Source organism: Actinoplanes sp. NPDC026619 (genome assembly GCF_040638295.1).
Taxonomy (GTDB): domain Bacteria; phylum Actinomycetota; class Actinomycetes; order Mycobacteriales; family Micromonosporaceae; genus Actinoplanes.
In genome coordinates this window covers 251,895-264,457 of record NZ_JBEZYA010000012.1, presented here as the reverse complement: position 1 = coordinate 264,457, position 12,563 = coordinate 251,895, and the positions used below count along the sequence as shown (strand labels likewise).

11 protein-coding genes are annotated in these 12,563 nt (G+C 70.3%); 5 read left to right on the top strand and 6 right to left on the bottom strand.

The annotated features are described in order from the left end of the window. Positions 1-28 precede the first annotated feature (28 nt). On the top strand, positions 29-979 hold the full coding sequence (locus AB0E90_RS26175; RefSeq protein WP_360410833.1) for an AfsA-related hotdog domain-containing protein: 951 nt from the start codon (positions 29-31) through the stop codon (positions 977-979). A gap of 9 nt (positions 980-988) precedes the next feature. Here the strand turns inward: AB0E90_RS26175 and AB0E90_RS26170 are convergent, their stop codons facing one another. Beyond that, complete coding sequence (locus AB0E90_RS26170) at positions 989-1,396, bottom strand: cobalamin B12-binding domain-containing protein (protein WP_360410830.1); 408 nt, start codon at positions 1,394-1,396, stop codon at positions 989-991. Between the two features lie 27 nt (positions 1,397-1,423). Then, positions 1,424-3,004 (bottom strand): methylmalonyl-CoA mutase family protein, encoded by a 1,581-nt coding sequence (locus AB0E90_RS26165; RefSeq protein WP_360410828.1) that lies wholly within the window; start codon positions 3,002-3,004, stop codon positions 1,424-1,426. Positions 3,005-3,146: 142 nt separating this feature from the next. Here AB0E90_RS26165 and mce point away from each other — a divergent pair, with 142 nt between their 5' ends. The 4 genes from mce (at position 3,147) to AB0E90_RS26145 (ending at position 7,172) form a co-directional block, all read left to right on the top strand. Further along, a complete protein-coding gene (gene mce, locus AB0E90_RS26160; RefSeq protein ID WP_360410825.1) occupies positions 3,147-3,572 on the top strand; it encodes a methylmalonyl-CoA epimerase in 426 nt (141 codons plus the stop codon). A gap of 68 nt (positions 3,573-3,640) precedes the next feature. After that, entirely contained in the window at positions 3,641-5,020 is a 1,380-nt protein-coding gene (locus tag AB0E90_RS26155) for an 8-oxoguanine deaminase (protein WP_360410822.1), read from the top strand. 47 nt (positions 5,021-5,067) lie between these two features. Further along, a complete protein-coding gene (locus tag AB0E90_RS26150) occupies positions 5,068-6,435 on the top strand; it encodes an MFS transporter (RefSeq protein WP_360410919.1) in 1,368 nt (455 codons plus the stop codon). Continuing rightward, positions 6,432-7,172 carry a hypothetical protein gene (locus AB0E90_RS26145; protein ID WP_360410819.1) on the top strand — a complete coding sequence of 247 codons (741 nt, stop codon included), beginning with the start codon at positions 6,432-6,434 and terminating at the stop codon, positions 7,170-7,172. Before AB0E90_RS26150 ends, AB0E90_RS26145 begins: the two co-directional genes overlap by 4 nt. Here the strand turns inward: AB0E90_RS26145 and AB0E90_RS26140 are convergent, their stop codons facing one another. Genes AB0E90_RS26140 through AB0E90_RS26125 form a run of 4 tightly spaced genes read right to left on the bottom strand, consistent with a single transcriptional unit; the run spans position 7,173 to position 12,494 of the window. Beyond that, the gene (locus AB0E90_RS26140) at positions 7,173-8,000 is read right to left on the bottom strand and encodes a carbohydrate ABC transporter permease (RefSeq protein ID WP_360410816.1); all 828 of its coding nucleotides are present in this window, start codon (positions 7,998-8,000) and stop codon (positions 7,173-7,175) included. Then, entirely contained in the window at positions 7,997-8,881 is an 885-nt protein-coding gene (locus AB0E90_RS26135) for a sugar ABC transporter permease (protein WP_360410813.1), read from the bottom strand. Before AB0E90_RS26135 ends, AB0E90_RS26140 begins: the two co-directional genes overlap by 4 nt. 2 nt (positions 8,882-8,883) lie before the next feature. Beyond that, on the bottom strand, positions 8,884-10,182 hold the full coding sequence (locus tag AB0E90_RS26130; protein WP_360410809.1) for an extracellular solute-binding protein: 1,299 nt from the start codon (positions 10,180-10,182) through the stop codon (positions 8,884-8,886). After that, positions 10,179-12,494, bottom strand: a complete 2,316-nt coding sequence (locus tag AB0E90_RS26125) for a glycoside hydrolase family 36 protein (RefSeq protein WP_360410806.1) — start codon at positions 12,492-12,494, stop codon at positions 10,179-10,181. Before AB0E90_RS26125 ends, AB0E90_RS26130 begins: the two co-directional genes overlap by 4 nt. Positions 12,495-12,563 lie beyond the last annotated feature (69 nt).

Genomic DNA, 12,563 nt, shown 5'->3' with positions numbered 1-12,563 from the left:
GCCACACGTAACCGAGGAGGGACGCGTCATGCGCGAAAGCACCATTCACCCGGCCGTCGCGGCGTTGAGTTTCGACCGGCCGGTGACGCCGGCGGAGGTGAACCGGAAGTCCCCGGCGGAGGTTTTCGCCACCGACGCGGCCCGGCTCGCCGCGGACGAGTTCGCCGTCGCCGTGCGCCTCCCGCATGATCACGCGCTCTGGTCCGATCGGCGGGCTCCGTGGCACGACACGCTCACCGTGGTCGAGGCGTTCCGTCAGGCGCTCGTCCTGGTGCGCTACCGGTACCTGGAGGTCGCGGCGGGCACGCCGTCCGGGGTGCAGCAGATGGAGTTCGCCGTCGGCGACCCCGCCGTCTTCCGGGCCGCGCCGGGCGAGCCGCTCGAGTGCGTGCTGATCATGCGGGTCACCCGTTCCCCGATCGGCGACGGACTGCTCGACATCGCCGGCGCCTGCACGACGCCCCGGGGGCACGGCATGACGTTCTCCGCCGGCAGCGTCGTCATGCCCCGCGGGGTCTACGACGAGATCCGGGCCTATCAGCGCTCCCGGAAGCGGCCGGGTGACGCCGGTCCGGTCGCGGCGGGCCGGGCCACGGCGGGTCCGGTCGATCCCGCGGCGGTGGGCCGTCGCGACCCGCGCAACGTGGTCGTCGGCCGTCCGGCCGAAGTGTCCGGCCGATATCCGCTGGTGGTGGACCGCACCCATCCGTCGTTCTTCGACAAGAGCTACGACCACGTCCCGGGCACGCTGCTGCTGGAGGCCGCGCGGCAGAGCGTGCTGCTGGCCGCGGCCGAGGCCGGCCCGGCCGCAGTCACCCGCTGCCGGCTGAGCTTCGCGACCTTCGTCGAGCTCGACGCGCTCTGCGAATGCAGTGTCACGGTGGAGCGCGGGCCGCGCTCGGTCACCGGGTCGGTGGGTTTCCACCAGTACGGCGAGCGGATCGCCGAGGGAGAGCTGGAGCTGAGCAGGCTCGAGTGACGGCCCGGGTCACCCCGCGACCGGGCGTGGGACGTTGTCCCGGACCCAGTCGGTGATCGTGCCGATCGGCGTGCCCGGTGTGAAGAGCGCCGCGACGCCCAGCGCCTGCAACGCCTCGATGTCGGCCGGGGGGATGATGCCGCCGCCGAACACCACGATGTCGGCGGCGTCCTCCGCGTGCAGCAGGCGCATGACCTCGGCGAAGAGCGTGGAATGCGCCCCCGAGAGGATCGACAGGCCGATCGCGTCGGCGTCCTCCTGGAGGGCGGTGCTGACGATCTGGGCCGGCGTCTGGTGCAGTCCGGTATAGATGACCTCGACGCCCGCGTCGCGCAGCGCCCGCGCGATCACCTTGGCGCCGCGATCGTGTCCGTCCAGCCCCGGCTTGCCGATCACGACACGAATCCGGCCCGGCATGGCGTTCCCCTTACGTCGATCGGTGGATTACAGCGTGTCCGGCGGGACGTAGGCGCCCCAGACGGTGCGCAGCGCGTTGCAGATCTCGCCGACGGTCGCCCGCTCGTCGAGCGCCGTTCGCATCGGATAGAGCACGTTCTCCCTGCCCTCGGCGGCCCGCTTCAGGTGGCTCAGGGCCAGCTGCACTCGCGATTCGCTGCGGCCGGCCCGCACGGCCGCGAGCCGCTTGACCTGCCGTGCCTCGCCGGCCGGGTCGACCCGCAGCGGCTCGTACGGTTCCTCCTGGTCGATGACGAAGCGGTTCACGCCGACCACGGTCCGCTCGCCGGCGTCGGTGCGCAGCGCGATCTGGTACGCGTTCCGCTCGATCTCGGCCTTCTGGAGCCCGCGCTCGATGGCGCTGACCGCACCGCCCGCGTCCGCCACCCGTTGCATGAGCGCGGTGATGGCCGCCTCCAGCTCGTCGGTCAGGGCTTCGATGACGTACGAACCGGCGAACGGGTCGACGGTCGAGGTGACGTCGGACTCGAAGGCGAGCACCTGCTGGGTGCGCAGCGCGAGCCGGGCGGACTTCGCGGTGGGCAGCGCGATCGCCTCGTCGAAGGAGTTGGTGTGCAGCGACTGGGTGCCGCCGAGAACCGCGGCGAGGCCCTGGAGCGTCACCCGTACCAGATTGATCTCGGGCTGTTGCGCGGTGAGCTGCACGCCGGCCGTCTGGGTGTGGAAGCGCAGCATCGTCGACCGCGGATTGGTGGCGCCGAACTCCTCCTTCATGACCCGGGCCCAGATGCGCCGGGCCGCCCGGAATTTAGCCACCTCCTCGAGGATCGTGGTGCGGGCCACGAAGAAGAACGAGAGCCGTGGCGCGAACTCGTCGACGTCCATCCCGGCCGCGATCGCCGTACGCACGTACTCGATCCCGTTCGCCAGGGTGAAGGCGATCTCCTGAGCGGGGGAGGCGCCGGCCTCCGCCATGTGGTAACCCGAGATCGAGATGGTGTTCCAGCGCGGGATCTCCGCCCGGCAGTAGCGGAAGATGTCCGCGACCAGCCGCAGCGACTGCCTCGGCGGGAAGATGTACGTGCCGCGGGCGATGTACTCCTTCAGCACGTCGTTCTGGATCGTCCCGGTGAGCTGGTCGCCGCTCGTGCCCTGCTCGGCCGCCACGCGCTGGTAGAGCAGCAGCAGCACCGCGGCCGGTGAGTTGATGGTCATCGAGGTCGACACCCGGTCGAGCGGGATGCCGTCGAACAGCACCCGCATGTCGTCGAGCGAGTCGATCGCCACGCCCACCTTGCCCACCTCACCGCGAGCCAGCTCGGCGTCGGAGTCGTGCCCCATCTGGGTAGGCAGGTCGAAGGCGACCGAGAGGCCGTTCGTGCCGTTCGCGATCAGTTCCCGGTAGCGGGCATTCGATTCGGCCGCGTCCCCGAAACCGGCGTACTGCCGCATGGTCCACGGCTTCCCGGTGTACATCGTCGGGTATACGCCGCGGGTGAACGGGTACGAGCCGGGCTCGCCGAGCTTCTCCGCGGCGCGCCAGCCCGCCGGCATGTCGGGGCCGTAGACGGGCGCCACGGGCAGGCCGGACTCGGATTCGTACGCCATGGGTGGGCCTCCTCCGGGTGATCGACGGCGTCGGGTCCGAGGATCCAGGTTCGCGCTAAAGGCGCTCCAAACGCACGGTTTCGGGGGGTTGCCCCGGCGGCGGACCGGCTGACACATTCGAGCTCCGCGAGAGGAGTTGATCGTGTCCGACGACAGCCAGTGGAGGGTGACCGGTGTCGACCATGTCGGCATCGCCGTGCCCGACCTCGATGAGGCCATCGCGTTCTACGAGCGCGCCTTCGGCATGCGCTGCACCACCATCGAGGTCAACGAGGAGCAGGGCGTCCGGGAAGCCATGATCGAGGCCGGCGACGGCGCGCAGATCCAGCTGCTCGCCCCGCTCGGCGACGATGGTCCGATCGGCCGGTTCCTGGCCAAGCGCGGGCCGGGCATGCAGCAGATCGCGTACGCGGTGACCGACCTCGACGCCGCCGCGGCCGCGCTGCGCGGGCGCGGCATCGAGCTGCTGCACGAGACGCACCGGCCGGGCACCGGGGGCTGCCGGGTCAACTTCATCCACCCGCGGGACGCCGGGGGCGTGCTCGTCGAGCTGGTGGAGCGCAGGTGACGATCTGTTGGTAACGCGCGGATGCGACATTGGTCGGGCAATCGCCGCACCAAGATCGTGAGGACGCCGTGGAACAAGCCGCTGACCTGCTCGTACGCAATGCCCTGCTGGTGGCCACCGCTGACGAGGGTGGGCGGGAGATCCCGGGTGGGTGGGTCGCCGTCACCGGCGGGCTGATCAGCGGAGTCGGCGGCTCGGCCGAGGCGCCGCCGGCAGCGCGACGGGTGCTCGACGCCGGCGGGTGCCTGGTCACGCCGGGGCTGATCAACACGCATCACCACATCTATCAGAACCTGACCCGCTCCTATCGGCCGGTCGTCAACGGGACGCTCTTCGAGTGGCTCACCGGGCTCTACCCGCTGTGGAGCCGGCTCGACGAGGAGGCCTCGTACCTCTCGGCCTGGGTCGGGCTGGCCGAGTTGGCGCTCGGCGGCTGCACCACCACGACCGACCACCTCTACGTCGCGCCCAAGGGCGGCGGTGACCTCTGGTCGGCCGAGATCGCCGCGGCCCGCGAGCTCGGCATGCGGTTTCACCCGACGCGGGGGTCGATGAGCGTCTCGCAGAAGGACGGCGGGCTGCCGCCGGACAGCGTCGTGCAGGACGAGGACGAGATCCTTGCCGACTGCGAGCGGCTCATCGGGCAGCACCACGACCCGAACTGGGGCGCCCTGGTGCGGGTCGCGATCGCGCCCTGCTCGCCGTTCAGCGTCAGCCCGGAGCTGATGAAACGCGCCGCCGAACTGGCCGAGCGCCTCGACGTCCGGCTGCACACCCACCTGGCCGAGGACCCGGACGAGGACACCTACTGCATGGAGCGGTTCGGCCGCCGCCCGATCGAGCAGTTCGAGGAGGTGGGCTGGCTGACCGACCGGTCATGGGTGGCGCACTGCATCTACCCCAGCGACGCGGAGATCGCCCGGCTCGGTGCGGCCGGCGTCGGTGTGGCGCACTGCCCGAGCTCGAACATGCTGATCGGCGGGGGCGGGTTCGCGCCGGTGCGGGAGTTCCGCGCGGCGGGGGTGAACGTGGGGCTGGGCTGCGACGGCTCGGCGTCGACCGACTCGGCGTCGCTGTGGCTGGAGGCCCGCACCGCGCTGCTGCTGGGCCGCCAGCGGAAGGGGCCGACCGGGATGACCGCCCGCGAGGTCCTCGACATGGCCACCCGCGGCGGCGCCGCCTGTCTCGGGCGGCAGGGCGAGCTGGGTGAGCTGACCGTGGGCGCGGCCGGCGACCTGGTGTGCTGGTCGCTGGAAGGGCTCGCCTATGCCGGCGCCCTGACCGACCCGATCGAGGCCTGGCTGCGGTGTGGCCCGACCGCGGCCCGGCACACCGTGGTGGCCGGGAAGATCCTGGTCGAGCAGGGGATGCTCACGGCGGGCAACACCACCGACATCCTCGCCCGGCACGCCCGTGCCGCCGCCCACATCCAGGGTTTGGCGGCATAAGCAGGGGGAACAGCCCGGCGGTGACACAGGTGAACCGCTGGCACGCGATGACGGTCGCGCTCGTGGCCGGCTTCATGACTCTCCTCGACGTGAGCATCGTCAACGTCGCCCTGCCGTCGATCCGCGACGACCTGCATCTGAGCTCCAGCGAGCTGCAGTGGGTGCTGTCCGGGTACGCGCTCACGTTCGGGCTGCTGCTGGTTCCGGCCGGCCGGTTCGGTGACGCCCGCGGCCGGCGCAACGTGTTCATCGCCGGGCTGGCCGTCTTCACCCTGGCCAGCGCGGCGGCCGGCCTGGCCACCACGGCGACCTGGCTGGTTATCGCCCGCCTGGTGCAGGGCGCCGCGGCCGGCGTGGTCAATCCGCAGGTGTCCGGCCTGATCCAGCAGCTGTTCGAGCCGAAGGAGCGGGGCCGCCCGTTCGGCCTGCTGGGCGCCACGATCGGCATCTCCACCGCAGTGGGCCCGCTGCTCGGCGGTCTGCTGATCCAGATCTTCGGCGCCGCGGAGGGCTGGCGCTGGATCTTCTACATCAACGTGCCGATCGGCCTGGCCGCGATCGCGCTGGGCACCAAGTGGATTCCGGGCCGGGCCGAAGAGGAGAAGGAACGGGAGGGCCTCGATCCGGTCGGCGTTGTGCTGCTCGGCGCCGGCGTGATCCTGCTGCTCCTGCCGCTGGTGCAGGAGCGGGAGTGGCACGGCCAGGCGAAGTGGCTGCTCGTGGTGGCCGCGGCGATCGTGCTGGCCGGTTTCGTGGCGTGGGAGCGTCACCTGAAGGGGGCGCCGCTGGTCGACCTGTCGCTGTTCCAGCACCGGTCCTACGGCCTGGGCGCGATCATCGGGCTGCTCTACTTCGGCGGCTTCACCTCGATCTTCTTCACGTTCACCCTGCTGCTGCAGAGCGGCCTGCACTACTCCGCCCTGGAAGCGGGCCTGGCGGTGACCCCGTTCGCCCTGGGCTCCGCGGCGGCGTCGGCGATCGGCGGCCGGGTGGTCAACCGCTACGGCCGCCCACTGGTCGTGATCGGGCTGATCGCGGTGATCGCCGGCCTCGTCGGCACCGACCTGGTCGTCGATCACGGGGGCTGGGCCACCGCCGTACCCCTGTTGATTGCCGGTCTCGGCAGCGGCCTGGTCATCAGCCCGAACCAGACGCTCACCCTCGCCGAGGTCCCGGTGCGGCGGGCCGGCAGCGCGGGCGCGGTTCTGCAGACCGGCCAGCGCATCGGCACCGCGATCGGCATCGCCGCGGTCGGTTCGGTCTTCTTCAACCGCCTCGCGCATCATGGCGGCGACTGGGTGCAGGCCTTCCGTACCTCTCTCTGGGTGACCATCGCGTTCGTCGCGGTCGCGTTCGTCGCCGCCGCCGCGGACGTGTTTGCGGCTCGACATGATCGAGCATCATTACCGGCATGAATCGATCGATGCTCTGGTTGACCGGGGGAATGACGGCGCTTTTCGTCGCCGGATGCACGACCAGTGATCCGACCGAACCGCTGTTCGCATCGCCCTCCGTGGCCGCCGAGACGCCGACGCCGCCGACGGTGAGCGCCGAGCCGGCCGCGACCGGGACGAAGAGCATTCCGGCGGACGTTCCGGCGAGCGCCTTCCTGCAGGCGGCCGACGCGCCGGAAAAGGCGCGCGACCAGCCCAAGGCCGCCGATCACTCGCTGCCGGCTTTCTGCAAGACGAGCTTCGAGCAGAAAGACCAGGTTGGTGTACGCGGAACCCAGCTGCTCCTGATTCAGAGCAAGGGCGACACCGAAGGCTCCACGCCGAAGTCCGCCGTCTACGAGGACGTGATCGTCTACCGGGGCGACGGCGCGACCGAGTTCATGTCCGACCTGCGGGCGGCCGTGAAGAGCTGCGCCTCGGAGAAGGACGACGTCGGCGTGACGGTGAAGAACTTCCTGCGCGGCCCGATCGGTGGCGGCGACGACTCGGAGCTGATCGAGCGGACCAGGCCGGCCACCGACGACGCCGGCGAGCCGATCGACAACCAGATCCACCAGGTGTTCTGGGCGGCGGTGCGGCACGGCGACACGATCGCGTTCGTGAGCAACACCGGCTGGGAGTCCGGTGGGGCGGAGAAGGGCGACACGGTCACGCTGGGCACCCGCGCCGCCGCCCGGGTCGAGAAATGGCGCGGCTGATCACTTCACCGCGCCACCGGTGATACCCGAGATGATCTTCCGCTGGGCGATGGCGAACACCACGACCAGCGGAAGACTCATCATGATCACGTACGCGAAGATCAGGTGCCAGTTGTTGAGATAGAGACCGGCGCTCGCCACCCGGAACAGGTTCAGCGGCAGCGTGTCGAGCCGGCCGCCGACCACGAAGAACGCGTAGAACACGTCGTTCCACACGTACAGGCAGATCAGGATCGTGGCGGTGGCCAGCACCGGCCGCAGCAGGGGCAGCACGATGCGGCGGAAGACCAGCATCGGCCCGGCCCCGTCGATCTGGGCGGCCTCCTCGAGCGACTCGGGGATGGTGCGGACGAACCCGGTCACGAAGAAGATCACCGTGGACAGGTAGATGCCGAGGTAGACGGCGATCATGCCGACCGCGGTGCCGGCCAGCCCGAGCTGCCGCAGCAGCAGCACGACGGTGACGACGGCCGGTGGCAGAATGATGCCGCTGATGCCGACCGCGTAGAGCACCGCCATCAGCTTCGACGTGCGGCGGGCGAGCACCCAGGCGGCCATCGACCCGAGCAGCAGAACCAGCAGCACAGTGGGAACCACGATTAACATGCTGCCGAGAAAAGCGGCCGGCACCTGGGCGTCCACCCATACCTGCCGCACGTTGTCGACCAGATGCCACCTAGACGGCAGCGCGAAGTTCGGGTTGATCGCCTCACCCTGCGACTTCCCGGCGGTGACGACGACGAGCCACAGCGGCGCACCGATCAACAGCAGAACCAGGAGCACGCTGACGTACGGCTGGAGCCGCCGCCAGATAGGCAGGTCACTCATAGGATCTGCTCCCGTCGCCGCAAGAGGTAGATGACCGGGAACGCGAGCAGCGCCACCAGCAGGAACAGCACCAGGCTCATCGTCGTGGCCTGGGCGAACAGCCCCTGCCCGAAGGTCCGGTAGATGAAGATGTTGAGGATCTCGGTGGTCCGCGCCGGCCCGCCGCCGGTGGTGGCCTGCACGATGTCGAAGCCGTTCATCGAGCCGAGCAGCGCGGTCGCGACAGTGAACGTGACGGCCGGCGCGAGCAGCGGCGCGCGAATCGTCCAGAACGCCCGCCACCGCGACGCCCCGTCGATCCGGGCCGCCTCCATCACGTCCTCCGGCACGGTCTTCAGCCCGGCCAGGTAGATCAGCATCGACAGCCCCATCCACTTCCAGGCGTGGATCAGGGAGACGACCAGCAGCGTCCAGGTCGTGTCGGCCAGCCACCCGGACGGCTTGAGCATCGCCTGGAAGAGGTAGCCGACCGCGAGCGCCGACATCAGCACCGGCACCAGAAAGAACGTCCGCGCGATCCGATTGACAGCGGTGTCGCGTTCGAGTAAAACGGCCAGACCGAAACCGAAGACATTCTGAAAGACCGCGACGAGTACGGCGTAGAGCAGCGTGATCCGCAACGACCGGAACAGCGTCCCGTCGCTCGCCAGCGCGGTGAAGTTGTCGAATCCGACCGGGTTGATGGCGCTCTTGAAGCCGGACCAGTCGGTGAACGCGTACACGAAGTTGAACAGCGTCGGCAGCACGAAAAAGACGACGAGCACGGCGTACGCGGGAAAGAGAAACCACATCGGATGCGTACGCCGGCGGATGGTTCGCGGGGCCGGCCCGGGCGCGGGGGAGACGCGCACCGGGGCCGGCAGTTCGACGGTCGCGGGCATAGCTAGTAACCGGCGGCCTTGGCGAGCTGGGCGAATTGGTCCTGAGTGGCTTTCGCGACCTGTTCCGGCGTCATGGTTCCGGCGATCATGTCGGCGAGGTTGAGGTAGAGATCCGGGTTGGCGACCGCCAGGGCCTGCATCGATCCGACCGAGCTCGGCAGCGACGCGTGCACGTCGAGCAGGGCTTTCGGCACGCCGGCCGGGCTCGCGACCGCGGTTTCCAGGGAGACGGTGTTGCGGTCGGTGACGAAGTCCTGGTAGCCGGGGCCCATCCAGTAGGCGAGCAGCTGCCGGGCCGCCGCTTCCCGTTTCGCGTCACCGGTCTTGAACGCGACGAGGGCGTTCGACTGGTCCGGGATGAACGTGCCGACGTTGCCGGACGGCGCGATCGGGAAGAAGCCGATCTTCTGGTCCAAGGTGGGGGTGTCGGCCTTCGCCTGCAGTTGCCCGAAGAACGAGTTGACCTGCACGACCATCGCGGCCTTGCCGTCCAGCAGCGCCGCGCCCTGGTCCTCGAACTTCGCCTTCTTGATGTCGGCGTTGAACAGCCCTTCACCGATCAGCGACTGGTATTTCTTGATGGCGTCGAGAATGGCCGGGTCGGTGAACTTCTCCTTGCCGGAGTTGACCCGGTCCCACAGCCCGCTCTTGGCCGCATCGGCCAGCTGAATCTGCACCCACCACTGGGTGGCCCACCGGTCGGCGCCCATCTCGTAGAACGGCGTCACGCCCTTGGTCTTCAGTGACCGCGCCAGGGTGATCATCTCGTCGAAGTTCTTCGGCGTGGCCGTGACCCCGTTGGCCGCGAAGACCTCCTTGTTGTAATAGACGCCCTCGACCGCCGGACTGGTGATCAGCGCCGCATAGCGGGTGCCGCCGAGGATGCCGGTGATGTCCTTCAGCGACGGATCCAGCTTGCCGAGCCACGGCGCATCGGTGAGCGGTTGCAGATTGGATTTGGCGTTGAGCGCGGTGAGCATCGACGCGGTCGGCTGCCAGAATGCGATGTCGGGCTGGTCGCCGGTCGCCACCTTGGTCTGGATGCCCTGCTCATAGGGGTCGGGAATGGTGACGACCTGAACCGTCGCCCCGGTCGCCTTCTGAAATCCCTCGATCACCTTGGCCGGCACCGTGTTGCTGTTCTGCGCGGCCCAGATCGTGAGCTTCACCCCGTCCAGCTTGGTGTCGGCAGCGGGCCATTCCGTGCTGCCGGCGGCGGCGGTCGAGTCGCCCGACCCGGGATCGCTGCAGGCGGAGACGGCGAGGAGGGCAATGACGGCGGCACCGATTATTCGTTTCATGCTGATCCTTCGGTCGCGGTGATCCGGAAGAGCCGTGCGGCGTGCGTTTCGTCGCCGGTCGCGGTGACGGTGAGGGTGGCGCCGCCCGGATCCCACGAGTGGGTCCAGGCCGGCAGATGACGGGGAAAGAGCACGTCGACCGCGAGGGGCCGGCCGTGCAGGTGGTCGAGGCGAAGAGTGGTAGTGGCGCCGCCCCCACGCCGCCACAGCGCCAGGTAGGTGACGCCGACCGCGCGCCGGCCGGCCAGTTCAGCTCCCGGCCCCGCCGGCGTGCCCGCCGCGCCGGGGAGCGTCGCGGCCCTCGTGCCGGTCAGTTCAGCTCCCGGGCCCGACGGCGTGCCCGCCGCTTCGGGGAGCGGTGCGGCCGTCAGCGCGAGGCTCAGCCAGGTGTCGTCCCAGCCGGGCAGTCCGTGTGGCCAGCTCGGTACGGCCCGTGCGACGTCGTCGCGGATCGCCCGGTAGGTGTCCACGGCGTCCCGCACGTGCTGTCGTTGCGGCCCGGTCATGCCGTCCAGCCGCCCGGACAGGTAGAGCCGCCCGGACAGGCCGGTGACCAGGGTGAACGCGGCCTCTTCGGCGCTCATCTCCGGCTGCGGATAGGCCCAGCTGGCCGCCTGCTCGGGCAGGATCGACAGCGGCGCGGCCACCGCGATCGGCGGATAGCGCCGCCAGTCCTGCTGGTCGCTGGTCGACTGCAACTGCATTCGGGCGAGCAGCGCGTAGTCGGCACGCATCCCGCCGGAGGCGCAGTTCTCCAGGATCAACCCCGGATGCCGGTCGAGCACCCGGTCGAGCCAGTCGAGGTGCGCCCGGTTGTGCCCGAGCAACCCCGCGCCGGCGCTTTCCCCGCCGACATCGGTGCCCGCCCCCGGGTCGATGTTGTAGTCCAGCTTGAAATAGCCGACCCCGAACTGCTCGACGAGCCGATCGACCACCTCGTCCAGGTGCGCGACCGCCGCCGGATGCCGCAGGTCGAGGTGGTAGCGGCCGTGCTCGACCAGCCGCACCCCGCCCCGCTGCAGGAACGCCGCCGGTGGCAGCTTGTCCTGCATCGGGCTGCGCACCCCGATCACCTCGGGCTCGAGCCACAGCCCGGCCACCATGCCGTGCCCCCGGATGCGGGCGATGACCTCCTCGATGCCGCGCGGGAACCGGGTCTGCGACGGCTGCCACTCGCCGACGCTGTCCCACCAGGCGGCGTCGTTGTCGTACCAGCCGGCGTCCACACAGAACACCTCAGCGCCGACCCCGGCCGCAGCGTCGACGAGCGGCAACAACTTCGCCGTCGTCGGGTCACCCATCAGCGTGTTCATGTAGTCGTTGAACACAACCGTCGCCGTCGCCGTCGCCGGGACCGACGCCGTGGTCGCCACCTGGGCCGGGACCAAGGCCGTGGCCGGGGCCGGGTGCGGCCGGACGAGGTGCCGCCGGTGCGCGGTCATCGCTGCGACCGCCCCGTCGAGGCCGCCGGGGGACCGGGCGATCGACACCGGCACGGTGGTGAACGATTCGCCTGGTTCCAGCCGTTGCTGCCACTGGTGGTCGAGGTCGGTCGGCCCGAGCAGCGCCAGATAGGCGCCGCCGAGCCGCTCGCCCACCTCCCACCGCCACGGCCCGTTGTGCTCGATCTGCCACAGCCAGGTCGCCCCCGACTCGCGATCGACGAGCGCGCCGGCCGGCAGGTGCGTGCCGGTCGACCAGGTGCCGGTCGCGACCCGCGCGATCCGTCCCCGCCCGTCCTGCCCGTGCAACGGCAGATTGAGATCGGGCACGAGCCCGTCGCGCAACGGCCGCCGGCTCCACCGCCCCTCGCCAAGCCATTCACCGTCACCCGAAACGAGATCGAGCCGGTCGACAGCCGCCTCGGCCCGGCCGGGCGCTTCAGCCAACGTCCCGGCTGAGCCGGGCGTTTCGGCCGGCGTCCCGGCCGGGCTGGGCGTTTCGGCTCGGCCGGGCGGGTCGGCCGAGGCCAGCCCCAGCGCCAATGACGTCACGCTGAGCAGCAGGATCGGGTCGTCGCTGTCGTTGGTCACGGTGGTCCGCACCTGGCCGGCCGCGGCCCCGTCCGCCCAGCGGAAACTGATCCGGCTGCGCAGGCCACTGGCTCCGTCCCGCTGGTCGATCTGCCGCTCGTGCCAGACGCCGTCCCGGCCCTCCGAACTGCCGATGAGCCGCATGCCCTGGCCGATGGCGGTGCGCACGTTGCGCTGGGAGACGTGCGCCCGCCCGAACCCGGCCGCGAGCACCTCGACGAGCGGCTGCCCGCCGATCGCCGCCGGCCCGTCGGGCGGCAACTCGATGTCCAACCTCACTGAGGCTCCTTGTCAGCCCTTGCGGGCAGCTCAGCCCTTGCGGGCAGCTCAGCCCTTGCGGGCAGCTCA